The sequence below is a fragment of the Sinorhizobium chiapasense genome (genome assembly GCF_045277575.1).
Classification (GTDB): domain Bacteria; phylum Pseudomonadota; class Alphaproteobacteria; order Rhizobiales; family Rhizobiaceae; genus Ensifer; species Ensifer chiapasense_A.
In genome coordinates, this window is the sequence record NZ_CP144206.1 from 2,065,451 (window position 1) to 2,088,302 (window position 22,852).

Consider the following 22,852-nt stretch of genomic DNA (forward strand, 5'->3'; position numbering starts at 1 on the left):
GGGAACTGGTATGTTGCCTTCTGCTGTCGGCGCTTTGCCCGGATTCCCTGTTGGAGGTACCGATGTCGCTTGTTTACCGACCCGCGCAGGCCGACGACTTAGCCGCGACCGATGCTCTCGTGGTTACCAGCATCAACGATCTTACCGTTCGGCATGGCTTCGGCCCGATGGCAACGGCCAGCCCTCCCAGCTTTCAACTGTTTTCGCTCAAGGACGATCCGGACGGCCTTTGGATTGCAGAGGACGGCGGGCATATTCTCGGCTTTGCGTGGAGCTGGGTTTGTGGAGATGTCTGGTTCCTCGCCCAGCTATTCGTCGATCCCGCCCGGCAGGGCCAAGGCATCGGAAATCAGCTATTGGAACGCACCCTGGAGCACGCGCGGAAATCAGGAGCAGCGCACAAGGCACTCATCACTTTCACTTTCAATCGTGTCTCGCAGGGGCTTTACATGCGACACGGCCTCTTTCCCAAGATGCCGATCTACTTTTTCAACGTCTCGCGCGAACGGGTGGCGTTGGCATCGCCGGAGCCGCCGCTGCGTGCAGTCGCAATCGACGGCGAGGCTACGACCATGACAAAGCTTGCCGAGATCGACGCCCGCGCCATAGGCGTCTCGCGGGAGAAACATCATCGCTACCTGCTCGGCGACCCGGCAACGGAAGGGGTCTTGCTCTATGCTGGCGACGTTCCTGTCGGCTACGGCTATATCGGCGCCAACGGGCACATCGGCCCCCTCGCTGTCACGCGACGTGACATTCTTCGAGATGCGTTTGCGACGGCGTTGAAGCTGGCGGCAAATGGCTCCGCTACGACGATATCGGCGTTCCTGCCAGGTACATGCGACGGCGCCTTAAGCCTCGCAGTCAGCCAAGGCATGCGGATCACCTTTCCAATGCTATTGATGGCGTCGCCCGGCTATGGCGACTGGACGCAGTATTTGCCGCGAAATCCCGGGTTCATGTGATCAGCTTTCCGCTGACAGAGTTTTCCTGAAGTGGCTCCGCCTTTCCCGGAAAATCTTAGCCTTCGCCTTGCCAGGCCTTTGCCAATGGCGCGATCGGCAACGCCAGGAGATCGATCGCACGGGCCGCCAGATGATCGACAATGGCCTCGATGGTTTCAGGCCGATGGTAGAAGGCCGGCACCGGCGGCATGACGATCGCCCCCATTTCGGTGACGGCGCACATGTTGCGCAAATGGCCGAGATGCAGCGGCGTTTCGCGCGCCATCAGTATCAGCCTGCGGCGCTCCTTCAGATGCACATCGGCGGCACGAACCACGAGATTGTCGGCCATGCCACTGGCGATCGCCGCAAGCGTGCGCATGGAGCATGGCGCGACGATCATGCCTGCCGTCGAGAACGAGCCGCTCGCAATTGCCGCGCCGATGTCTGCGTGGTCATAGGTTCGCGCGGCCTTACGCAACAAGGACGGAAGCGCTTCCGCGCCAATTTCGTGCGCGAGTGTGCGGTTCGCCGCAGGCGACAGGACGAGATGTAGCTCGATGCCTTCGATTTCGCTGAGCCGCTCGGCAATACGCACGGCGATCGGGGCGCCGGAAGCGCCGGTGACACCGAGTACGACCTTCATCCTGTTCATCGCGTCAGGCCTCCAAGCCCGAGATCTGCCCAGATCGCGTCGACCCGACCGATGACCTCCGGCGACATCGCCAGAACACGCCCCCATTCACGATCGGTTTCGCTACCGATCTTGTTGGTGGCGTCGAGCCCGAGCTTGCCGCCGAGGCCAGGGCGCGGCGAAGCGAAGTCGAGATAGTCGATCGGAGTGCCCTCGATCACGGTCATGTCGCGGCTGGCATCGAACCGTGTCGCAAGCGCCCACATCACGTCGGACCAGTTGCGCACGTCGATATCCGGGTCGACGGCGATGATCAGCTTGGTGTAGCTGAATTGCGACAGCATCGACCAAAGCCCCATCATCACGCGCTTGGCCTGCCCCGGATAGCGCTTGTCGATCGAAACGACCATCGCCCGGTAGGAGCAGGCTTCGGGCGGCAGCCAGAGATCGGATATCTCCGGAAACTGCTTGCGGACCAGCGGTACGAACAGCCTGTTCATCGCTTCACCAAGCCGCGAAGGCTCGTCCGGTGGCCGGCCGGTATAGGTCGAGAGATAGAGCGGGGTCCGGCGCATGGTGACTGCCGACAGGCGCATGACCGGGAACGGCTCGATCGAATTGTAATAGCCGGTGTGGTCGCCATAGGGGCCCTCCTGCGCCGTTTCGGCTGCCGAAACGGTGCCCTCCAGCACGATCTCGGCATTGGCCGGCACCAAAAGAGGCACGGTCTTCGCCGTGACGAGCGGCGTCCTGCCCCTCCTGAGCAAGCCAGAGAAATTCAGTTCGCTCAATCCATCCGGCAGCGGCATGACGGCGGCAAGAATCGTCGCCGGGTCCGCACCGATGACGACCGCGATCGGCATGTCCTGACCCAAGCGTTGCCACAGGCGATGGTGGCGGGCGCCGCCGCGGTGGGCGAGCCAGCGCATGATCACGCGATCAGGGCCTAGCACCTGCATGCGGTAGATGCCGACATTGACATCCAGTGGATCATCCGGCGCACGGGTGATCACCAGCGGCCAGGTGATGAGCGGCGCCGGCTCGCCGGGCCAGCACCATTGAACTGGCAGGCGGCCGAGGTCGATTTCCTGACCGCGCCACACGATTTCCTGGCAAAGCGCACGCGCCACCTTTCGCGGCCGCATATACATCGCCGATCTCAACAGCGGCAGCCTGTCCCAGGCATCGCGCAGCGATTGCGGCGCTCGTGGATCGCGCAGTTCCGCCAAGGCGCCGGCAAGCGCATCGAGTCCTCCCGGCATCAGGCCGAAACCACGTTCGATCCGGCGTTCCGACCCAAAAAGATTAGCAAGAAGCGGGATCGGCTGCACGGCGCCAGAGGCATCGACCGGTTGCTCGAAAAGAAGCGCCGGCCCGTCGGCCGCGAGCACGCGGCGGTGGATCTCGGTCACCTCGTGCACCAGCGAAACGGGTCGCGATATGCGCTTCAGGTCGCCTTCACGCTCAAGCGTATCGACAAAATCCCGAAGCGTTGCGAAGCCCTGAGATGGGCGAAAGGTCCTGTTCATGGAGCCTGTTTGTGGCGGCGAATGGCCCTTGTCTTTGATGTGGCGCAAACAACCGCCGGCGGCGGGCGTCTAGCATGCGCCGCATCGTCCGATTCCGTCGCTCCGCAGGCCGCCCCACAGGTAGTAAATGACCCTTCCGCTCGCGATCACCGCACCCCTCAGCTTTGTTCCCATCGTCGCCATCGAAAGCGTGGTGCAACGGGTCTTTGCCCGCGTGATCGCGGCCCATCCCGGCCTCTTCGATCGCCTCGCCGACCATGCCGCCAAGCGCTACGCCTTCCTGCCGTCCGATCTGCCGATCAGCTTTCTGGTCGAGCCGTCCGTGCCGCGTATCTCCGTCCATCGCAAGGAGCACACGCCAGCATCAGACGCCCGCATGGAAGGCGAATTCGTCCTGCTGCTGGCGCTGCTCGAAGGGCGCATCGATGGCGACGCCGTCTTCTTCTCCCGTGATCTCACGGTCAGCGGCGACATGGAGGCGATGCTGGCGCTACGCAACGCCCTCGACGATTGCGGAATCGATCTTCCAAACGATCTCGCGCGCATGAGCGGGCCGCTCGCGCCACTCATACGCCGCGCCGGGGAGGAGATCCGAGAACGCGCGCTTGGCCGCGTTCTCAAGGAGGAGGCTTCCCAATGGAACTGATCTGCCCCGCCGGCACGCCGGCCGCCTTCCGCGAAGCCGTCGATGCCGGCGCCGACGCCGTCTATTGCGGCTTTCGCGACGAGACCAACGCCCGCAATTTCCCCGGTTTGAACTTTTCGCGAGAGGAACTGCGAACGGCCATTGCCTTTGCCAAGCAGCGCAAGGTGATGACCTTCGTCGCGATCAATACCTTTATGCGCGCCGGCCAGGAGACGCTCTGGCACCAAGCGGTGGACGACGCCGTGGCACTCGGTGCCGATGCCGTCATCCTCGCCGACTTCGGCCTGATGGCCTACACGGTCGAGCGCCATCCGCAGCAGCGGCTGCATGTCTCGGTGCAGGCCTCCGCCTCCAATGCCGATGCCGTGCGGTTCCTCGTCGAGGCTTTCGCGGCAAAACGCGTCGTGTTGCCGCGCACGCTGACGATCGCCGACATCGCCCGCCTTGCCAAGCAGATCGATTGCGAGATCGAGGTTTTTGCCTTTGGCGGGCTCTGCGTGATGGCCGAGGGGCGCTGTTCGCTGTCCTCTTATGCCACGGGCAAGTCGCCCAACATGAACGGTGTCTGCTCGCCCGCCAGCCACGTGCGCTATCGCCAGGACGGGCGCGAACTCGTCTCCGAGCTCGGCGAGTACACGATCAACCGCTTCCCGGCCGGCGAGGCCGCGGGCTATCCGACGCTCTGCAAGGGGCGCTTCGACATTGCCGAGGAACGCGGCTACGCCTTCGAGGATCCGGTCTCGCTTGACGTCATGGATCATATCGATGCGCTGCGCAGCGCCGGCGTCAGCGCACTGAAGATCGAGGGACGGCAACGCGGCAAGGCTTATGTTGCCGAAGTCGTCTCGGTCATGCGGCGGGCGCTGACCGCCGACGCCGCCGAACGGCCCGCGCTTGTATCGCGGCTGAAAGCTCTGAGCGAAGGCCAAAAGACGACAACAGGCGCCTATGAGAAGCGCTGGAGGTAACCGGCCCATGACCATGTCCATCAGCCCATCCAAACCGGCCTTGAGCCTCGGCCCGGTCTATTATCTCTGGGACGGCCCCAATTGGCGCGACTTCTACTTCCGCATCGCCGACGAGGCGCCGATCGCCCACGTAACGATCGGCGAGGCCGTCTGCTCGAAGCGACTGCATTTCATCGAACCGCATATCGGCGATGTCATCGAACGGCTGGAAAGCGCCGGCAAAAAGGTGAGCCTCGCCTCGCTGGCGCTCGTGACGCTGGAGCGAGAGAGCCAACTTGTGCGCGGACTGGTGCGTGACAGCGCCCATCCGATCGAGGCCAACGACCTATCCGCCCTGCACCTGCTTGCCGGCAAGCCGCATTCGATCGGACCGCTGGTCAACGTCTACAACGGCGCCACGGCAAGGCTGCTGGCATCGCGGGGGGCGACGAGCATCTGTTTGCCGCCGGAGCTGCCGATGGCATCGGTGCGGGACATCATTCAGGACAATCCCGGCGTCGCTTTCGAGATCTTCGCCTTCGGCCGCGTACCCTTGGCGATCTCGGCGCGCTGCGCCCATGCCCGTTCCAAGGGCCTGATCAAGGACAACTGCCAGTTCATCTGCGGCGAGGACACGGATGGCCTGACCGTCGAGACGCTCGACCGTCAGCCCTTCCTTGCTCTCAACGGCGTGCAGACCATGTCGCACACCTGCCAGGCGCTGATGCAGGAACTCCCTGAACTGGCCGCCGCCGGGGTCTCCCGGATCCGGCTGTCGCCACAGGATTGCGACATGGTCGCCGTCGCCGAAATCTACGACGACGCGATCGCCGGCCGGCGCACCATCGGGGAAAGCCTGGTACGGCTCGAATCCGTCTATCCGAGCATCCCGTTTTCCAACGGCTTCCACCACGGCCAGACGGGAGCGGCGTGGGTCAAGGTACCGATTGCCGGCGAAACCCCGACTGCATGAAAGCGTCCGTGCTCTCAACCCGTTAGAAACCAAGCACCACCGCGCCTCCGGTGAGCCCGGCGCCGGCCGCCGCCAGCAGCAGTTTCTCGCCGCGCTCAAACGGCCGCTCCTCTCGCTCCAACGATAGCGAGAGCGGGATCGTCGCGGCGGAAGAGTTGCCATAGTTCGCGATCGTGCGCACGGTTCTTGCTGGCGCGATGGCAAGACGATCGCAGACGGCCTCGAAGATCCGGGTATTGGCCTGATGCGGCACGAAGCGGCTGACCTCCGACGCAGTACAGCCTGCGACGTCCATGGCGCGGACGGCACACGTCGCCATCATCTCCACCGCCCGGGCGAACATCTCCCGCCCGTCACGCATCGTCATCAGGAAATCCTCGGGCGGCATACCCGGCGAGAACGGTTGGCTGCTGCCGCCGGCGGCGATCGAGATCAGATCGTAACGGCTGCCGTCGGCGGCAAGATCAACACCAAGCAAGCCGGTCTGCGGATCATCAGAAGGCGTAACGACGACGGCACCGGCCGCGTCGGCGAAGAGAACGGCGCTTGCCCTTTCCGCCGGATTGATGCGCCGGCTCAAAATGTTGGCCGCCACCACCAGCACAGGCTTTCGCTGCGAACGGACGAAGCCGTCGGCGAGTGTCAAAGCGTAGAGGAAGCCCGAGCATGCCCCGGCCAGATCGATCGCGCCCGAACGGCCTAGCCCGAGCCGATGGGCAAGAAGCGGCGCCGAAGGTGGCAGGAGATGATCGGGCGTCGAGGTCGCGAGCAAAGTCAGGGCGATATCGTCCCGCGGAATGCCTGCATCATCGAGTGCCGCCGCGCCGGCTCTCGATGCAAGTCCCGTCAATGTCTCGCCAGCCTCGACCCAACGCCGCTCGCGAATGCCGGTACGGCGCTCGACCCAACCGGGATCGAGACCGAGCTGCGTTTCGATCTCGGCGTTTTCAACACGCCGCGCCGGCACCGCATGGCCGAAACCGACAAGGCGGGATGAGTGCGCGACGCTCACAGCCGCCCAGCCGCGAAAAGCGAAGCCGCCTCATCGATCGCGCCATAGACTCGGTCGAGCTCCTCGGAAGTGACGCAATAGGGCGGCATCAGATAGATGACGTTTCCCAGCGGGCGGATCAGCAAACGGCGCTCGCGGAAGAACGCCTTGAGCCGCGGGCCGGCCTCGGAGAGATAACCGGCGCCTGGAACCTTGAGATCTAGGGCTACAATCGTACCAAGCTGGCGGGTATCGCTGAAGCGGGGATCTTCGGCAAAGCGCTCGACATGCCGACGCTGCCGCTCCGTCAACGCGTCGATGCGTTCGCGCACAGGCTCTTCTTTCCAGACGGCGAGATTGGCGACGGCTGCAGCGCAGGCGATAGGATTGGCTGTATAAGAACTCGAATGGAAGAAGGTCTTGCGTCGATCCGTCGAGAGATGTGCCTCGAAGATCTCCGCCGTGGAGAGCGTCGCCGCCAGCGGCAGCGCGCCACCGGTCAGCCCTTTCGAGGTGCAAAGGATGTCGGGCGTGACGCCAGCCTGCTCGCAAGCGAACAGGCTGCCCGTCCTTCCCCATCCCGTCATCACCTCGTCGGCGATCAGCAGGGCGCCGTGCCGCTCGGCGATCCCTTTCAACTCGGAAAGGATGGAAGCCCGATAGGTCTTCATGCCGCCCGCACCGAGGAGCAGCGGTTCGATCAACAGGGCTGCGACCGCGCCGGAGGCGCAGGCCGCCTCGAAGGCATCCAGCGTCGTCTGCTCTTGACCCGACTCCGGAAACGGCAGCCGATCGACAGCGAAGAGCAGCGGTGCGTAAGGCGCATTGAAGACGCCCCTTTCTCCCGTCGACATCGTGCCGATCGTGTCGCCGTGATAGCCATTTTCGAGGACGCAGATGCGGTTCCGCGGCCGGCCGAGATTGTGGAAGAAACCAAGTGCCATCTTCAGTGCGACTTCGACCGCCGTCGAGCCGCTGTCGGAATAGAACACATGGGCGAGGCCAGGTGGCGCAATCTCGATCAAGCCGCTCGCCAGTTCCTCCGCCGGCGCATGGGTATACTCCGCGAAGATGAGCTGGTCGTAGGTTTGCGCGGCAGCACGGATCGCTTCCATGATGGCAGGATGCCGGTGGCCGTGGGTGATGACCCACCAGGACGAGATCGCATCGAGGATCGCCGCCCCGTCTTCGTCGATGAGATAGGCGCCCTCGGTCCGGACGACGCGTCGCATCGCCGGCTCCAGTGCATGCTGGGTGAAGGGGTGCCATACCGCGGATCGTCTCATGCCGTCACCTCATGGAAGCAGCCGATGTCGAAGTTTTCGCGAAAGGCCTGTCGCAGGCGATCCGGTGTCAACGGATCAAGCCGCGGCAGCCGGCCAAGCCGCCGAACCTTCCCCAGTTCCGCAATGATCGCCTCGCTGTCCGCCTGTTCGTCGCCGATGAAAGCGACGCCCAGGACCGGGATGACACGGCGGCGCAGCGCCTCGAGCGAAAGCAAGGTGTGATTGATCGTGCCGAGCCCGGTGCGGGCACAGAGGATCACCGGGATCTGCCAGCGCGCAAACACGTCGGCGAAGACCACCCGGTCGGTGAGCGGCACCAGGAGTCCACCCGCCCCTTCGATGACCAGCGGTCGGTTCATTGCCGGCGGAGAGAGCCTCTCAGGCAAGATCGTCACGCCATCGATCCGCGCCGACAGGTGGGGCGAGGCCGACGTCATGAGCCGATAGACCTCGGGCAGAATCCGTTCGGGTGGAACCCTGCCGAGCCGTGCTACGGCCTCGCTGTCGGTTTCGCCGTCAAGCCCCGACTGCACCGGCTTCCAGTAGTTGCCGGAAAGCGCATCGGTCAGCGCCGTAGAGAATATCGTCTTGCCAATGCCGGTGTCCGTGCCGGTGACGACGAAACGGGGCATCATGGCCGCTCCTCCGCCATTGCCACCTTCAAACGCTCCAGCATATTCGCGATCGTCGGACGGTCGACATTCAGCGTAATCGCGATCCGGAGCCGCGCGGTCCCCTCCGGGACGGTCGGCGGACGGATGGCCCTGATATCGAAGCCTTCGGTGCGCATGCGCGCGGCAATCCGTACGGCGCAACCGTTGTCGCCGATCGGCACCGGAAGGATCTGCGAGCCACTGCCTTCGATGCCGAGGGTATCGGTGAACGCTCGATTGGCGAAGGTCCGGAGATCACCGAACGCCGCCCGACGCCGAGGCTCATCCACGAGCGTCACAAGAGCCTCGCGGACAGCGGCGGCAATGAGCGGCGAAGGCGCCGTCGAATAGATGAAGTTGCGGGCACGGTTGACCAGGTAGTCGCACAGCACCGCATTTGCGCCGATCAGCGCACCGCAGACGCCGAGCGCCTTGCCGCAGGTGTGGAGCACGACGAGATTTTGTCGGCCTTCCAATTCCGCGGCCAAACCGCGGCCATCCGGTCCAAAAGCACCGGTCGCATGCGCTTCGTCGACGACCAGAAATCCATCATGCCGCGCAGCAAGTGCCGCAAGATCCGCAAGCGGCGCCCGGTCGCCGTCCATCGAATAGAGGCTTTCGACGGCGATCCAGGGATGCCCCATGCCGCCGTGCTTGCGCCAGATGCCGATCGCATCGGCGAAGGCGTCGACGTCGTTGTGCTTGACCGCGACCGCGTCGGCCTTGCTTGCGGCGATACCCTCATGGGCACTCGCATGGATCAAGGCGTCGTGGACGATGATGTCGTCGCGCTGTGGGAGCGTCGAAAACAAGGCGGCATTGGCCGCATAGCCGCTGGCGAAGAAGAGCGCCCTCTCCGCGCCAAAGAAGGCGGCTGCCTCTGCCTCCAACGCCGCGTGTTCCGCATGGTTGCCGCGCAAGAGCCGCGAACCGCCAGACCCGACCGTCACGCCGCGCTCGATCGCAGCGGCAATCGCGGCCTTCAACCGCGGCGACCCGGCGAGCGCCAGATAGTCGTTGGAGGTGAAGTCGATGCCGCCCCCGGCGACAAGTTCACGCCGGCGCCCCTTGCGTTCGAGGCCGTGTAGCGTCTTCTCGTGGCGAGTGACGAGGCTCGCGGTCATTCGGCCGCGTCCTGCTTTGCGGCAAGCGCCATCGGCTCCAACCCAAGGCGGCGGAAGAGGCCCGCATCATGGTCCTCGCCCGGGTTGTCGGCGGTCAGCAGCGTCTCGCCGACGAAGATCGAATTGGCGCCGGCGAAGAAACAGAGCGCCTGCATCTCGTCGCTCATGTCGGTGCGGCCGGCCGAGAGGCGGACGTGGGACTTGGGCATCAGGATGCGCGCAAGCGCGATCGTGCGGACGAAGTCGATCGGATCCACCGGCGCTGCGTCGGCGAGCTTCGAGCCCGGGATCGGAATCAGCATATTGATCGGGACGCTTTCGGGCGGCACAGGCAGATTGGCGAGCGTCACCAGCATCGATACCCGGTCGTCAACGGTTTCGCCCATGCCGAGGATGCCACCGGCGCAGACCTTGATGCCGGCGTCGCGGACGTTGGCAAGCGTTTCCAGCCGGTCGGCAAAGCTGCGGGTGGTGATGATCTCGCCGTAGAAACGTTCCGACGTATCGACATTGTGGTTGTAGTAATCGAGCCCGGCGTCTGCGAGCCGCTCGGATTGTTGCGGCGTCAACATGCCGAGCGTCATGCAGGTCTCCATGCCCAGCGCCCGCACCCCGCTGATCATGGCGACAATCGCCTCCATGTCGCGCTCCTTGGGGCTGCGCCAAGCGGCCCCCATGCAGTAGCGGGTCGCACCGCCCGCTTTTGCCTTCCGTGCCTCGGCAAGGACCCGTTCGACCTCCATGAGTTTCGACGCCTTGAGTCCGGTCGGGTAGTGCGCCGACTGGCTGCAATAGCCGCAGTCCTCAGCGCAGCCGCCGGTCTTGATCGAGAGCAGTCGGCTCATCTGGATCGCGTTCGGATCGAAATGGGCGCGGTGAACGGAATGCGCCCGAAACAGCAGATCGTTGAAGGGCGAATGATAGATTTCTTGTGCTTTGGCCAATTCCCAAGCGGTTTCGGCGGGCTTGGCGACAACCGAAGTCGGCTCGATCGAACTGTTTGCGTCCAGCATGCGCGTTCACTTCCCTCTTCGCAACGAGGCAAAATAGATAGAATCCAATATTATCTATAATTTCTTTCGCAGCGGAATCGAACAACCACTCAAAAAGAGAGATGCGACAAAAATGCAATCAGGGAGAGCAGTGGCGCCAATCAACGACGTCGCCATCGACGCTGGAATAGCGAGAAACAGACACAATTTCTGTGACTTAGATCTCCTGCATTACCCGCCGAGACGCATGACGATAAAAACAGAACGTCCGTTTTCCTGCCTGTTTTAGGCGTCAGAAACCCGCCGTCTCCCGATCGATCAACCGCAATTCGGCAAACTCGAAACGCAAGTCCGCGAGTTCCTTTCAAATTTATAGATAATTTCCAATCCGAACCGCCGCACGACATGCGCGCGATCGGGCTCTTGACAAAATCCGGTCCAGCCCATCAGTTTGAAGCATTCACCAGGGGTGTCCCGACAAGGGGCTGAGATTCTGCTAGGCGGTTTGCGCGGCGCAGTGACCCGTTGAACCTGATCCAGTTCATACTGGCGTAGGGACGGTGCAGACATCGCTGCCGTAATCGTTGCGTTCGCGCGGGCATACTTCGGCAAGGCGTCCTTCCTTCCCTTCCTGTTCGAACTGGGTCTCCTACAATGGAGCCTCGGCAATGCGTATCTTCATCGCGACCTTTCCTTCAAGCCGACGTCCCGCTGGCAGCGGCTGGGCACATTGACCATGCGCGCCCTCATCAAAGGCGCCGGCGTCGTCGGGCTGGCCTTCGCCCATGAATTGACCGCCCGAGGCATCGAAGTGACGGTTGCGGAGCGGCAGCCAGACTTCGGCGGGGCCGCATCCTGGTTTGCCGGCGGTATGCTTGCGCCCTGGTGCGAGCGCGAGAGCGCCGAGGAACCGGTGCTGACACGCGGCATCGCCGCCATCGATTGGTGGAATCGGGTGCTTCCCGGAGAGGTATCGCGCAACGGCACCCTCGTCGTCGCCCCGCCACGCGACGCCGGCGAACTCAAACGCTTCGCGTCGCGCACCTCCGGCTTCGAGTGGATCGACGCCAAGGCGATCGCAGCGCTGGAGCCGGCACTTGCTGGGCGCTTCCGGGAGGCGCTGTTCTTTCCGGGCGAGGCGCATCTCGACCCACGCCGAGCGCTTTGCCTGCTGAGGCAAAAGCTCGTCGAACGCGGTGTCGCCCTCATCGGTGAGACCGATAGCGACGGCGGCTACGATCTGATCGCCGACTGCCGTGGCGCCGCAAGAATCAACAGCACCGCCGGACTGCGTGGGGTGCGTGGCGAGATGCTCTACCTGCAGAGCAATGAAGTGGAATTGTCGCGGCCGGTCCGTCTCATCCACCCGCGCATCCCGCTCTACATCGTGCCGCGCGGCAACGGCCTCTTCATGTGCGGGGCGACCATGATCGAAACCGATGACGGCGGTCCGATCACTGCCCGCTCCCTGATGGAGTTGCTGAACGCCGCCTATGCGCTGCACCCTGCCTTCGGCGAGGCTCGCCTTCTCGAAACCGGCACCGGCATCCGACCGGCCTTTGCAGACAACCTCCCGCGCATCAATCGCGCCGGAAACACCATCGCGCTCAACGGGCTCTACCGCCACGGCTTCCTGCTTTCGCCGGCTTTGGCCGAGGAAGCGGCGGACCTTGCGCTTGCCTGGAACCTGAAGGGAGACGCCGCATGAAATTGATTGTCAACGGCGAGGATCACGACCTCGCAGTCACCACCCTTGCCGAGCTTCTGGCGACACTCGACTTCGAAGGCGATTGGCTTGCTACCGCCGTCAATGGCGAGCTGGTGCACCGGGCTGACCGTTCGGCCCATTCCCTCAACGATCGCGACCGGATCGAAATTCTCTCGCCGATGAAAGGAGGCTGAGACATGCTGACGCTTTACGGACAGGAACTGCGTTCCCGCCTGCTTCTGGGCACCGCCCGCTACCCCTCGCCTGCCTCGCTCGAGGACGCGGTTCGTTCGTCGGCAACCGAGGTCGTCACGGTCTCGCTTCGTCGCGAAACCGCCGGCGGGAAACAAGGCGGCGCCTTCCTCGAACTGATCCGCGCGCTCGGCGTGCACGTGCTGCCGAACACTGCCGGCTGTCATTCGGTGTCGGAGGCGGTGCTGACCGCGAAGATGGCCCGCGAGGTCTTCGGCACGAACTGGATCAAGCTTGAAGTCATCGGCCATCAGGATACGCTGCAGCCCGACGTCTTCGGGCTGGTCGAGGCGGCACGCGTCCTCTCGGCCGAAGGCTTCGAGGTCTTCCCCTATACGACCGACGACCTGGTGGTCGGCGAGCGCCTTGTGGAAGCCGGATGCAGGGTGCTGATGCCCTGGTGTGCGCCGATCGGCAGCGCCAAGGGACCGCAGAACATCTCCGCCCTGAGAGCCATGCGGGCCCATTTTCCGGATATGCCGCTGATCGTCGATGCCGGCGTTGGCCGCCCGTCGCACGCAACGGCGGTGATGGAGCTCGGCTTTGATGCGGTGCTGCTCAATACTGCCGTCGCCGGAGCGGCAAAGCCGGCCCTCATGGCCTCCGCCTTCGCCCGAGCGATCGATGCTGGACGCGATGCCTTCGAGGCAGGCATGCTCGAACCGCGCGATTTTGCCGTTCCTTCCACGCCCGTCATCGGAAAGGCGGTGTTCGCGTGAAGCTCGATCCCTTCTACCTCATCGTCGACAGCGCGGCATGGATCGAGCGGCTGGTGCCGCTCGGCGTCAAGCTGGTGCAACTTCGCGTCAAGGACCGTTCGGATGCAGAGCTTCGCGACGAGATCCGCACGGCCATGGCGATCTGTGACCGCCATGGTTGCCAGCTCGTCGTCAACGACTACTGGCGCCTCGCAATCGAAGAGGGCTGCGATTTCGTCCATCTCGGCCAGGAGGATCTCGCCGGCGCCGATCTCGCTGCTATCCGCGCCGCAGGCGTGAAACTCGGCCTCAGTACCCATGACGAGGCCGAGCTGGAGACGGCCCTTGCCGCCAGCCCCGACTACGTCGCGCTCGGGCCGATCTATCCGACGATCCTCAAGCAGATGAAATGGGATCCGCAAGGGCTGCCGCGCCTCTCCGCCTGGCGGGAGCGCGTCACGCCGCTGCCGCTCATTGCGATCGGCGGCCTCAATACCGACCGGATTGCTGGCGTCTTCGAGCATGGCGCCGACAGCGCCGCGGTCGTCACCGACATCACGCTGAATGCCGATCCCGAGGGACGGACACGCGAATGGATCGCTCGCACGGCGCGGTGGCGATGAGCCTGCCTGACGTGGCAGGTGCTACGACCTCATCTCAGGCGATCGCCAGTTCCGCGAGCCAGGCGCTATCGAGGCCGCGCTTGCGGCAATAGGCCATAAGCCGGTCGCGCGTTTTGCCTGGTCGATCGAGACCGAGAAAGCGGGAAGCGTTCCTCCAGAGGATATTCTGCTGATGCTCGTCGCTGACGCTGGCGAGCGTCAGCTGCTCGGCGATCCGCGAAACATAGGCGTTGTAATCCTTCTCGAGCGCCATCATCGACCAGTCGGTCCCGAACATCAGATGGCGGGCGTCGGGATCGTAGGCGGTCAGCCATTTGTCCAGCAACTGACGGATCTCTGCGTGAAGAGTTTTGTCGTCGCTGCTGACCAGCTCACTGAGATAGCTTAAATCCGCAAAGAGGTTCGGGCGGCGCTCGTGGTCGATCGTTCTGCCGATGATCTCCTCCCAGCTCGGCGGCCCGGAAAACTTGTCCTGGGGACAAGAGACCATGACGCCCGTCGGTGCCCCGGGGCGCAGGATTTCGTCAAAGGCACCGAAATGCGCCAGGTTGATCCGCAGCTTGTCGTATTGGTTCGTATCGAGCAGTTTCTTCCAATAGGCAGGGCTTGCCAGATTGCCATAGCCACAGCCGGCGCCGATGCTGTTTTCCGCATGCGCCATGATCGGCACGTCGTTGTCGCGGCACCAGACGTAAAGGCGCTTCAGCGCCGCATCGATCGCCGGGTTTGCATTGCCCCATGCCTTGAAGCCCATCGGGGGATAGATTTTGACGCCGATGAAGCCTTTTTCCATGATCGCATACTGGACATTTGCCAGCGATGAGCCTGGCCTTTGCGCTTCCCGGTGCGGATCGAAGCCGACGAAGCTATGCATGCGGATGCCGTGCTTCCTGGTGACGATCTGCTGAACCTCGTCCATGACGTCGATCTGGTCGTGCTGCGGCGATGATGTCCCGTGAAGCGACTTGTCGAAGTCCAGAATGCTCGGCGTGATCAGCGAAAGCCGGCATTTGGACGCGAAGATCTTGACATAGGCTTCCGCCAGATTTTCCCGGTAGTCCTGCATCAGCCGGACGAAGGAAAGATAGGTTCCGATCTGGTCGTGCGCCTTTGCGTTGTTGGCAAGGGTATCGACCTCCTCGTCACTCATGCCGCCGCCGGAGCGCCGCTGGTCCAAACGTCTCTGGAATGTTTGTGGCAGATTGGGCGTGCCGCCAAGCTGGCGCAACAGACCGTCATAATCAGGGGATTCACCAAAGCTGCGCCTCGAGAATGTCGAGCGTTGCTCGTTGGCACGCGCGACCAGATCCTTTATCGCGACGCGCAATTGCGCATCCTTGCGCCGCGCGAGCTCGGTGTCTGAAATACGCCGCTCCCTTTTTCTTAGAACAGCAAGTTCATGCTTGGCTTTGGGCGCGACGTCGCCAAGAGCGGTAACGAGAAAGACCACCAAGGCATTTTCCAGCCCCTTCGCCTCCTGCGCGTTTGAAGAGAGCCTTTTCTCCGGCATCTTCTCCCGCAGCGCCACGTAGCGAACCAGACCCTCCACCGGCACATCGGCAGCGTTGAAGAAATGGCAATGGACGTCGATGATCGGATGACTGAGACTGCAGGCGCCGGGCGAAGGCAGATGCCGGCATCCGGAAAGCACATTTGCAAAAACGCCCGCCGAAACCAGCCGCAAGAAATCGCGGCGCGCCACGGCGGCAACCGGACCAGCCCAGTCGACCCCCATCGTCCCCTCCTGTTGCGAGACCCCCTCGAACAATCGGGCAAACATTACTCCGTCCTGCCACCTCGCGAAATAGGTATTTACTTGCCGTTACTGGCAGATCGAAGATCAGCGCGAGTCGTCTTTCAGTCAGACAGGAGGCGTGTTACTCTAAAATCTTGGGGAGAATTTTGCGTGGTTGGTGGCGCCGGCAAATATGAGTTCCAACGTTACCTGTCCGGAGCCCTGGTCCAATGGTCGTCCCCGGCAGCGACGGAATCGGCTGCGCCGGCACGCGAAGACTTCCTCGGCTCGCTGCTTTTCGCCGACATTTCCGGCTTTACGCGCCTGACCGCCAAATGGTCCGAAAGTGACCGCGCTGCCGGCGCCGAACGCGTCAGCCTGCTTCTGAACGCCTTCATGGGCGAGCTCATCAGCCATATCGAGGAGCATGGCGGCACGGTCTTGAGTTTCGCCGGCGACAGCCTGATTGCCGGCTGGCGGGCGTCCTCGGCCGAAGAGCTCGAACAGACGGCCTGGCGCAGCTGTTATTGCGCCGAACGGATCCGCGAGCAAATTGGCGTGCCGGGCAATCTCGAAGATACCCTTCAGCTGCGCATCGCCGTCGGCGCCGGCGCCATCACCCTGCTGCATCTGCTGCCCCGCGCGGACCAGCGTTGGCTGATCGTCGGAGGCGATTGCCTGGCCCAGGCCGATCATGGCGGCCAATTGAGCGACGCCGGCGAGATTCTCGTTTCCGATGCCGTGTGGCAGTTGATCGGCAAGCGGGCCAAGGGCGAGCTGAACCGCGAAGGGACAGCCCGCCTCGATAGCATCGAGCCCTGCTCGACCACGAAGGAAGCGCCTCGTACCCATCCGGGCGCCGCATCCGAGCGGCTCGAGGCCTATCTCCCCCTCTCGCTGCGCAGCCGCCTGCTCTCACCGCTTTCGGAATGGCTCGCGGACCTCAGGACCGTGACCGCGCTTTTCGTGCATATCGTCGGCCGCGACCTCGATACGGATCTCGACCGGTTGAACAAGCTCGTGGCGCGCTCGATCGCCGTCGTCGGCCGCACCGGCGGAGAGATCCTGCACACGGCGCTCCATTCAGGCGGGCTCGAGGTCTTCGCCGTATTCGGTCTGCCCGGCAAGAAGCACGCCGACAATGCGCGCCGAGCGATCATCGCTGCCCTGCGCCTGTCGAACGAACTCGACGAACCGGATCTCGGCCTGTCGGCGGGCATCTCGACCGGCGAGAGTTTCTGCGGCGCACTCGGTACGATCCATCGCGCCGACTACACCGTCGTCGGCGCTGCCGTGAACATGGCCTCCCGGCTGGCGAGCGTCGCCGCAGGCCGCATTCTCGTCGACCAGGCAACGGCGAAGGAAACCGCCGGCCAGATTGCTTTTTCCGGTCCCTGGACACTTGCCGTGCCCGGCATGCGCGGTGGCGTGGTCGCGTTTGCGCCGATTGCCGAGACCGTCGCGACGATCGACACCAAATCCCCCGTTCTTTTCAACCGGGCCGCCGAACTCGCGGCACTCAACGCCTATGTGGAGCGCGCGGGCCGAGGACAGGCCGGGGTGATGATCGTCAAGGGTGATTCCGGCGTCGGCAAATCGGCTCTGCTTCGCGCCTTCGTCGAAACATGCCGTGACCATGGAAGCCAGGTTCTGGTCGGCCATGCCGACGATATCGAGAGTGACGTACCTTACTTCGCCTGGCGTGGGGTGATCCGCGACCTGCTTGGCATCGGCGACCTGCGCGGCACCAATGCCTCGGATCAGGTGATGCAGTTCTTCGCCCACCGACCCGAACTCGCTCATCTGGCGCCGCTGCTCAACGATGCCATCAACCTCACTTTGACCGACACGGCCGAGACCCGGGCGATGTCGGGCGACGGGCGGTCCCACCGCCTGCGTGAATTGCTGCGCGATCTCATGACCGACAGCCTCTCCTGGGGGCGCGGTCTCGTCGTGCTCGAAGACGTCCATTGGCTGGACGAGGCATCCGGCCAGTTGCTCGGCCGCCTGGTTTCCGGACCGGCACCGATCCCGGTCGTCGTTTCAACCCGGACGGCCAGGACGCAGCAAGACCTGACGCGATGGACCGGACAACACCACAATGGTGCGCAGACACTCGATCTCCTGCCGCTCGATTTCGAGGGTACGATTTCACTCGTACGCGCATCGATCGGCAGCAGTTCCCCGGCAGATGGCTTTTGCGAAGCGGTCTATGCGCAGTCGGCAGGAAACCCGCTGCTGATACACGAAATCTGCCGCATGATCGGCGAACGGCGATTGCCGAAGACCGCAGAGACCCAGACGCCCCTGTCGCTCCCTGAAACCCATTCGAACGAAGCGACCTTGCTCAATACGGCCAAGGTCACTGTGATCGCCCGAACCGACCAGCTCCCGGCCGAGCTTCAAGCGCTCCTGAAGATCGCAAGCGCCATGGGCGCGACTTTTTCCGCCGCGGAACTCCAGGCGCTTCCGCCGATCAGGAAGTCCGCCCTGGACATCGAGGCAAGCATCGAGCGGCTGGAGGCGGCCCATCTGATCAAGCCCATGGATGACCGCCCGGGGCGTTTCACTTTCAGCCACGCCGTCATCCGCCAGGCCATCTACGACAGCATGCTTTCGGAACAGCGACGTGAGGCGCATCGTGCGATCGCGCAGGCGATGGAGGAAAGCAGACAGCCCGACAATGCGGAAAACCTGCCACGCATCTTGAGCCATTGGGAGCGCGCCGGCGAGGCCGCACTTGCGTTCAACTATCTGGACCGTGTCGCCGAACTGCGCCTGCGCCAGTTCGACAATGCCGCCGTCGTCGACCTGATCGAGCGCTTTTTCAAGACTGGGCGCGATCTCTCGATCACGATCACGCCGGCACGGCGGGCGGCCGCCTGTTTCCTGCTCGGCGAAGCCAATCTCAATCTCGGCCGCGCCGAAGCTGCGCGGCATGCCTATGAGGAGGGCCTGCGGCTTTCCGGCCTGCCACTTCCGCGCACCTCGGCCGGCCTCGCACTGCATCTGGTTCTCGATCTTGCAGAACAGGTGTGGCGCCGCGTGATCCATGGGGACAAGGACTGGATCCTGGAACGGGAAATCTCGCGATCGCCATCCGATCCTTTCCTTCTTGCGGCAAAGGCGCATGAGGACCTGACGCGGATCTACTACTTCACCAGCGAGAAGCTGCGGCTGATCCATGCGACGCTTCGCGCGACGAACCTTGCCGAAAGAAACAAATATGTCTCGCCGACAACCGCCACTAATTACGCAAGCCTCGGCGCCATATGCGGCGTCATCCCGCTGCACAAACAGGCCGAGCACTACAGCCGCTTGGCCGCCGCCCTTTCGGAGCGCGTCGACCAGTTGGGAACGCGCGTGCGTGTCGACCTCCTGTCGGGCATGTACCAGATCGGCATCGGCCATTGGCGCGAAGGCAAGCAGGCGTTCGAGGCCGGCCTCAACAATGCCTCGACCGTCGGCGATTTGAGGCGGTGGTGCGAAGTGGCCGTTGGCCTCGAGACGATTTCCGGTCCTTGGCTGCTGACCTCGGCTTTCGAAGGCATCGCCCCATGGGAAATTCTGGTTCAGCGGATCTGTGAAGAGGGCCGCAGGCGCGGCGATATCCAGGTGCTAGGCTGCGGCCTGCTTGGGCGTCTCAGGGGGCACGCGGCCCTTGGCCGATGGTCTGCCATCGACGCCGATCTCGATGAGCTCAAGCAGATCATCACCGCAAAGGCCGACGGACTGGAACTCGTACATTGCATCGAGGGCGCGTCTCTTCTGGCGGAAGCCGCGCGACGGCAGGGCGACACGGGCGCAGCAAGGGCCTGGTTCGAGCGCGCGTTCTCCTGGTGCCAGACGCTCAACCCGGCAATGAAGACGCGAACCCTGCCGGCACTTGCCCGCCTGTTCGACGTGGCGAGCGATCCGGACGGTGGCGACCCGGCTGCGGCGCAGCTTGTCCTTAGAAAGCTCGAGCGCTTCGCGCGCGTCTATCCTATCGGTCGCCCGGCGGCAGCGCTCGGAGAGGCGACCCTGTACCTGCATCGCGGCCAGCAGCGCCGCGCCGAGCGGGTGGCGCGATACGCCTTCGCGGAAGCGATCCGGCTGGAGATGCCGGCCGTGGCGCTCGCTTCGTTGCACCACCCGGCCGGGCCGAAGGATGCGGCGGCCTGGCAGGCATTGGAGACAATGTTTGTCGTTCGGCAAAACACCTGGAGCGAGGTCCTCCAACTCGATCAGGCCGAGTTCCAGACCCATCTTCCGATCGTTGCGTTCGAGGGAGGCCATGCATGAACCAGTTTCGAGTGCCCCGCGTCCTGATCGTGCTTGCCCATTTCGACGAGACCAGAAATCCGCAAGGTCGCCCCGATTTCATTCCGCAGGGGACCGGTCACCTGTTTCTGGCTGGCGCCTTTGCCCGCAATCGCGTGCACCTTCGAGCCTACAGCGAATTTCACGACGGGCCGCTCGTCGACGAGACGGCTTTTGCGGAGCTGGACATGCTGGTGCTGACGGGGGTCACCGCCGCCTTCGACCGGATGCGCCACCTGACCGCCTATGCCCGCACGAAATCACCAGGCTGCGTCATCGTCGCCGGTGGACCGGTCGTCCGCAATCTGCCGGTTTCGAGCGCCGAAACCTTCGACTACGCCTGCGAAGGCGACGTCGAGGAGATGCATGCCGTGATCAAAGAGGTCTTCGGGGAATGGGCGGTCTCCGAAACGATCCTGCCACGCTTCGACCTTGCCAATTGGGGCGGCCCGGTCAGTTACGTCGAAACGAGTCGCTACTGCAATTTCAAATGCAGTTTCTGCGCGCTCACCGCGGAAGGCCGCCGCTACCACGGCTACGATCTCGGCTACATCGAGGCACAGCTTCGCAATGCCCCGCCCAAGAAATACGTGCTGTTCATCGACAACAATTTCTATGGCAACAGCAAGGACGCCTTCCATGCCAAGCTCGAGCTGATCCGGTCGCTTTGGCGCGAGGGCCTGTTTCAGGGTTGGTTCGCGCTCGTCACCGGAGATTTCTTCCGAGACCCCGACAATCTCGAAGCGGTGCGCGCGGCCGGCTGTCTCGGGCTCTTCAGTGGCGTCGAGACGCTGAACGAAGCGCAGTTGAAGCGCTATCAGAAAAAGCAGAACCTGGTGGTGCCGCAACTGGAAGCCATTCAGACCTGTCTCAAAGCCGGCATCGCCTTCCAATACGGACTGATGTTCGATCCGGCAGCGCAGACGATGCAGGCGATGCAGGACGAACTGGCCTTCATCACCGGCGAGAGCAGAATGCCATTGCCGGCCTTCCTGAGCCTGACGATCCCGCTGCTGGGCACCCCCCTGTTTGACGAATGCGCGGCAGAAGGTCGCTTCCTTCCTTCTGCCAAGCTGCGCGACATGGATGGGTTCACACTGATGACCCGCCCCCTCGACAACCTTGACGATGTCGCCCTGTTTGCCCGCAAGCTGTCGCGCCTCGATGGCAATCGCGCCCTAATCCTACGCCATTGCCTGGGCTTCTACCGCAACTACCGCCGCTCGCTTTCGGGCCGGCAGATGATCCATCTGCTTGCCAACAGCCTGCGCCTGGCCTTGCCCTCGATCATGCATCGCCATGGTCTCCCGATGCGCTCGGGGAGCGACGACAATCTCACCTATGTCACGACGACGCAGCCGCTCGGACCGCTCTACACGCCGGCCTTCCGGGTCGGCGAAGGCTTCCGCTCGCATTTTGCGCCGACGATGATCACCGACGCCTCGGGCGCGCTTGACGAGACCATTGCCCGCAATCTCGAATTCCGCGCCGGCCAGCGGCGGCGGACCGGCACCGGCATGGAACACGCCCCCGGCTGAAACACTCCGGCGACTGCGTCAATCTGCCCTCGCCACTGCAACCTCCAGTGCGCGAAGTTGGGTCGGGTTGGTAAGATTGGATTCAATCTTTTTGAGTAAGCTTCCGTTAGCTATTCACACCTGTCGGCCGGCGATTGCCGTCGACCTTGTTCTGCGTACGGGTGCCCATGCGTCTTTCAGCTGCGACCGCAATCATTTTTGCCGGCCTTGTTTCGGGCTGCACTTCCAGTTCGAGCCTGGACACCATCGCACCGCGGCCCTCGCGTGAAACGACCAGCTCCGTCGTGCTTTCGGCCGCACCAGTACCCGCCGCCAATGTCGGCGCAAGGGTCTCCGAGGTAACGCCACCGCAGACCGTCGAGTCCGCACCGCCGCAGGAGATGCTCGCCTGGGCTGGCCCGGTTCCGGAGCCCAAAGCCTTTGCGCCGGCGGTCAATACGACGACGACAACGGCGACCATGGACATGCCCGTCCCCGGCGCTCGGCCGGTCGCCTTCGTGGCCCCCGCCAATCCGGTCACACAGGCGATGCCGCAGGGGCGCTCGCGCATCTACGGCCACCGTTTCCGCGACGCCAAGCCGATCAATTTCGGCCGCGCCAAAAATCCGCGCAAGATGGCCGTCCACGGCGTCGACGTTTCGCGCTGGCAGGGCGAGATCGACTGGTCGAAGCTGCGCACCCAGGGCGCGAATTTCGCCTTCATCAAGGCGACGGACGGCGGCGATCATCTCGACCCGATGTTCAAGAAGAACTGGCGCGCCGCCAAGGCAGCCGGCATGCGGCGCGGCGCCTACCACTTCTTCTACTGGTGCCGCACCGCCGGCGAGCAGGCCGACTGGTTCATCCGCAACGTGCCGCGCGAGCCCGGCGCGCTGCCGCCCGTGATCGACGTCGAATACAACGGCGAATCCAGCTGCAAGCGGCGCCTGTCACCTGAACGCGTGCGCGAAAAGATGCAGGTCTTCATGGACAAGCTCGAGGCGCATTACGGCCAGCGTCCGATCATCTATACGGCGCCGGACTTCTATGCCGACAACCTGCAGGGCGCGTTCCAGAAATATCCGTTCTGGCTGCGCGCAGTGGCTCAGCATCCATCCAAGGTTTACCCGAACCGCAAATGGCTGTTCTGGCAATATTCGGGCTCCGGCCTCTCGCACGGCGTCGACGGCAAGATCGACCTCAACGTCTTCCACGGCAGCGAAGACGAGTGGTATGACTGGCTGGAGGCGCGGGCGAACTGAGCCGCCAGCAACGGGACCTCGAATAGCTCCGCTACG

At 63.6% G+C, this 22,852-nt stretch carries 19 protein-coding genes and 1 riboswitch; of the genes, 11 read left to right on the plus strand and 8 right to left on the minus strand.

Translation table 11 applies throughout. From position 1 onward, the window contains the following. The first annotated feature begins 62 nt into the window (after positions 1-62). Entirely contained in the window at positions 63-965 is a 903-nt protein-coding gene (locus QM996_RS28365) for a GNAT family N-acetyltransferase (RefSeq protein WP_334197193.1), read from the plus strand. 55 nt (positions 966-1,020) lie between these two features. On the opposite strand, the gene QM996_RS28370 is transcribed toward QM996_RS28365, so the two are convergent. Together QM996_RS28370 and QM996_RS28375 are read right to left on the minus strand one after the other, a co-directional pair. Beyond that, positions 1,021-1,599 carry a UbiX family flavin prenyltransferase gene (locus QM996_RS28370; RefSeq protein ID WP_334197194.1) on the minus strand — a complete coding sequence of 193 codons (579 nt, stop codon included), beginning with the start codon at positions 1,597-1,599 and terminating at the stop codon, positions 1,021-1,023. Beyond that, entirely contained in the window at positions 1,596-3,107 is a 1,512-nt protein-coding gene (locus tag QM996_RS28375; RefSeq protein ID WP_334197195.1) for a UbiD family decarboxylase, read from the minus strand. Before QM996_RS28375 ends, QM996_RS28370 begins: the two co-directional genes overlap by 4 nt. Before the next feature lie 127 nt (positions 3,108-3,234). Here QM996_RS28375 and ubiT point away from each other — a divergent pair, with 127 nt between their 5' ends. From ubiT to ubiV, 3 genes are read left to right on the plus strand one after another with little or no spacing between them, the layout of a single operon-like run. Beyond that, entirely contained in the window at positions 3,235-3,753 is a 519-nt protein-coding gene (gene ubiT / locus QM996_RS28380; protein ID WP_334197196.1) for a ubiquinone anaerobic biosynthesis accessory factor UbiT, read from the plus strand. Continuing rightward, the gene (gene ubiU, locus QM996_RS28385) at positions 3,744-4,721 is read left to right on the plus strand and encodes a ubiquinone anaerobic biosynthesis protein UbiU (protein WP_334197197.1); all 978 of its coding nucleotides are present in this window, start codon (positions 3,744-3,746) and stop codon (positions 4,719-4,721) included. The genes ubiT and ubiU overlap by 10 nt, the downstream gene beginning before the upstream one ends. Positions 4,722-4,734: 13 nt before the next feature. Further along, positions 4,735-5,673 carry a ubiquinone anaerobic biosynthesis protein UbiV gene (ubiV, locus tag QM996_RS28390; RefSeq protein WP_500270513.1) on the plus strand — a complete coding sequence of 313 codons (939 nt, stop codon included), beginning with the start codon at positions 4,735-4,737 and terminating at the stop codon, positions 5,671-5,673. Positions 5,674-5,695: 22 nt separating this feature from the next. Here the strand turns inward: ubiV and bioZ are convergent, their stop codons facing one another. The 5 genes from bioZ to bioB are packed head-to-tail and all read right to left on the minus strand — an operon-like array spanning position 5,696 to position 10,740. Continuing rightward, positions 5,696-6,685, minus strand: coding sequence for a 3-oxopimeloyl-[acyl-carrier-protein] synthase BioZ (gene bioZ / locus QM996_RS28395; protein WP_334197199.1), 990 nt, complete (start codon positions 6,683-6,685; stop codon positions 5,696-5,698). After that, the gene (locus QM996_RS28400; RefSeq protein ID WP_334197200.1) at positions 6,682-7,950 is read right to left on the minus strand and encodes an adenosylmethionine--8-amino-7-oxononanoate transaminase; all 1,269 of its coding nucleotides are present in this window, start codon (positions 7,948-7,950) and stop codon (positions 6,682-6,684) included. The genes bioZ and QM996_RS28400 overlap by 4 nt, the downstream gene beginning before the upstream one ends. Continuing rightward, positions 7,947-8,585, minus strand: a complete 639-nt coding sequence (gene bioD, locus QM996_RS28405; protein WP_334197201.1) for a dethiobiotin synthase — start codon at positions 8,583-8,585, stop codon at positions 7,947-7,949. Before bioD ends, QM996_RS28400 begins: the two co-directional genes overlap by 4 nt. Further along, the gene (locus QM996_RS28410; RefSeq protein ID WP_334197202.1) at positions 8,582-9,727 is read right to left on the minus strand and encodes an 8-amino-7-oxononanoate synthase; all 1,146 of its coding nucleotides are present in this window, start codon (positions 9,725-9,727) and stop codon (positions 8,582-8,584) included. Before QM996_RS28410 ends, bioD begins: the two co-directional genes overlap by 4 nt. Then, a complete protein-coding gene (gene bioB / locus QM996_RS28415) occupies positions 9,724-10,740 on the minus strand; it encodes a biotin synthase BioB (RefSeq protein ID WP_334197203.1) in 1,017 nt (338 codons plus the stop codon). Before bioB ends, QM996_RS28410 begins: the two co-directional genes overlap by 4 nt. A 434-nt stretch (positions 10,741-11,174) precedes the next feature. Further along, positions 11,175-11,295: riboswitch (TPP riboswitch) on the plus strand. A 160-nt stretch (positions 11,296-11,455) separates the two neighbouring features. Between bioB and thiO the strand changes: the two genes are divergently transcribed. The 4 genes from thiO to QM996_RS28435 are packed head-to-tail and all read left to right on the plus strand — an operon-like array spanning position 11,456 to position 14,000. After that, positions 11,456-12,427: a glycine oxidase ThiO gene (gene thiO, locus QM996_RS28420; RefSeq protein ID WP_334197204.1), complete on the plus strand. Its 972-nt coding sequence runs from the start codon at positions 11,456-11,458 to the stop codon at positions 12,425-12,427. Then, a complete protein-coding gene (gene thiS / locus QM996_RS28425) occupies positions 12,424-12,621 on the plus strand; it encodes a sulfur carrier protein ThiS (protein WP_334197205.1) in 198 nt (65 codons plus the stop codon). The genes thiO and thiS overlap by 4 nt, the downstream gene beginning before the upstream one ends. A 3-nt stretch (positions 12,622-12,624) precedes the next feature. Further along, positions 12,625-13,398: a thiazole synthase gene (locus QM996_RS28430; RefSeq protein WP_334197206.1), complete on the plus strand. Its 774-nt coding sequence runs from the start codon at positions 12,625-12,627 to the stop codon at positions 13,396-13,398. After that, on the plus strand, positions 13,395-14,000 hold the full coding sequence (locus tag QM996_RS28435; protein WP_334197207.1) for a thiamine phosphate synthase: 606 nt from the start codon (positions 13,395-13,397) through the stop codon (positions 13,998-14,000). Before QM996_RS28430 ends, QM996_RS28435 begins: the two co-directional genes overlap by 4 nt. A gap of 34 nt (positions 14,001-14,034) precedes the next feature. On the opposite strand, the gene QM996_RS28440 is transcribed toward QM996_RS28435, so the two are convergent. After that, the gene (locus QM996_RS28440; RefSeq protein ID WP_334197208.1) at positions 14,035-15,780 is read right to left on the minus strand and encodes an amidohydrolase family protein; all 1,746 of its coding nucleotides are present in this window, start codon (positions 15,778-15,780) and stop codon (positions 14,035-14,037) included. Positions 15,781-15,906: 126 nt separating this feature from the next. On the opposite strand from QM996_RS28440, the gene QM996_RS28445 reads away from it, so the two are divergent. From QM996_RS28445 to QM996_RS28455, 3 genes are all read left to right on the plus strand, one after another. Continuing rightward, positions 15,907-20,019, plus strand: coding sequence for an AAA family ATPase (locus QM996_RS28445; protein WP_334197209.1), 4,113 nt, complete (start codon positions 15,907-15,909; stop codon positions 20,017-20,019). Then, a complete protein-coding gene (locus QM996_RS28450; RefSeq protein ID WP_334197210.1) occupies positions 20,016-21,575 on the plus strand; it encodes a B12-binding domain-containing radical SAM protein in 1,560 nt (519 codons plus the stop codon). The genes QM996_RS28445 and QM996_RS28450 overlap by 4 nt, the downstream gene beginning before the upstream one ends. Positions 21,576-21,742: 167 nt before the next feature. Next, a complete protein-coding gene (locus tag QM996_RS28455; RefSeq protein ID WP_334197211.1) occupies positions 21,743-22,816 on the plus strand; it encodes a glycoside hydrolase family 25 protein in 1,074 nt (357 codons plus the stop codon). The last annotated feature ends 36 nt before the right edge of the window (positions 22,817-22,852 follow it).

What these genes read in the sequence shown, in the direction of transcription:
- QM996_RS28365 (WP_334197193.1), top strand. Translation starts at nt 63, where the DNA reads ATGTCGCTTGTTTACCGACCCGCGCAGGCCGACGACTTAGCCGCGACC.
- QM996_RS28370 (WP_334197194.1), bottom strand. Translation starts at nt 1,599, where the DNA reads ATGAACAGGATGAAGGTCGTACTCGGTGTCACCGGCGCTTCCGGCGCC.
- QM996_RS28375 (WP_334197195.1), bottom strand. Translation starts at nt 3,107, where the DNA reads ATGAACAGGACCTTTCGCCCATCTCAGGGCTTCGCAACGCTTCGGGAT.
- ubiT (WP_334197196.1), top strand. Translation starts at nt 3,235, where the DNA reads ATGACCCTTCCGCTCGCGATCACCGCACCCCTCAGCTTTGTTCCCATC.
- ubiU (WP_334197197.1), top strand. Translation starts at nt 3,744, where the DNA reads ATGGAACTGATCTGCCCCGCCGGCACGCCGGCCGCCTTCCGCGAAGCC.
- ubiV (WP_500270513.1), top strand. Translation starts at nt 4,735, where the DNA reads ATGTCCATCAGCCCATCCAAACCGGCCTTGAGCCTCGGCCCGGTCTAT.
- QM996_RS28400 (WP_334197200.1), bottom strand. Translation starts at nt 7,950, where the DNA reads ATGAGACGATCCGCGGTATGGCACCCCTTCACCCAGCATGCACTGGAG.
- bioD (WP_334197201.1), bottom strand. Translation starts at nt 8,585, where the DNA reads ATGATGCCCCGTTTCGTCGTCACCGGCACGGACACCGGCATTGGCAAG.
- QM996_RS28410 (WP_334197202.1), bottom strand. Translation starts at nt 9,727, where the DNA reads ATGACCGCGAGCCTCGTCACTCGCCACGAGAAGACGCTACACGGCCTC.
- bioB (WP_334197203.1), bottom strand. Translation starts at nt 10,740, where the DNA reads ATGCTGGACGCAAACAGTTCGATCGAGCCGACTTCGGTTGTCGCCAAG.
- thiO (WP_334197204.1), top strand. Translation starts at nt 11,456, where the DNA reads ATGCGCGCCCTCATCAAAGGCGCCGGCGTCGTCGGGCTGGCCTTCGCC.
- thiS (WP_334197205.1), top strand. Translation starts at nt 12,424, where the DNA reads ATGAAATTGATTGTCAACGGCGAGGATCACGACCTCGCAGTCACCACC.
- QM996_RS28430 (WP_334197206.1), top strand. Translation starts at nt 12,625, where the DNA reads ATGCTGACGCTTTACGGACAGGAACTGCGTTCCCGCCTGCTTCTGGGC.
- QM996_RS28440 (WP_334197208.1), bottom strand. Translation starts at nt 15,780, where the DNA reads ATGTTTGCCCGATTGTTCGAGGGGGTCTCGCAACAGGAGGGGACGATG.
- QM996_RS28450 (WP_334197210.1), top strand. Translation starts at nt 20,016, where the DNA reads ATGAACCAGTTTCGAGTGCCCCGCGTCCTGATCGTGCTTGCCCATTTC.
- QM996_RS28455 (WP_334197211.1), top strand. Translation starts at nt 21,743, where the DNA reads ATGCGTCTTTCAGCTGCGACCGCAATCATTTTTGCCGGCCTTGTTTCG.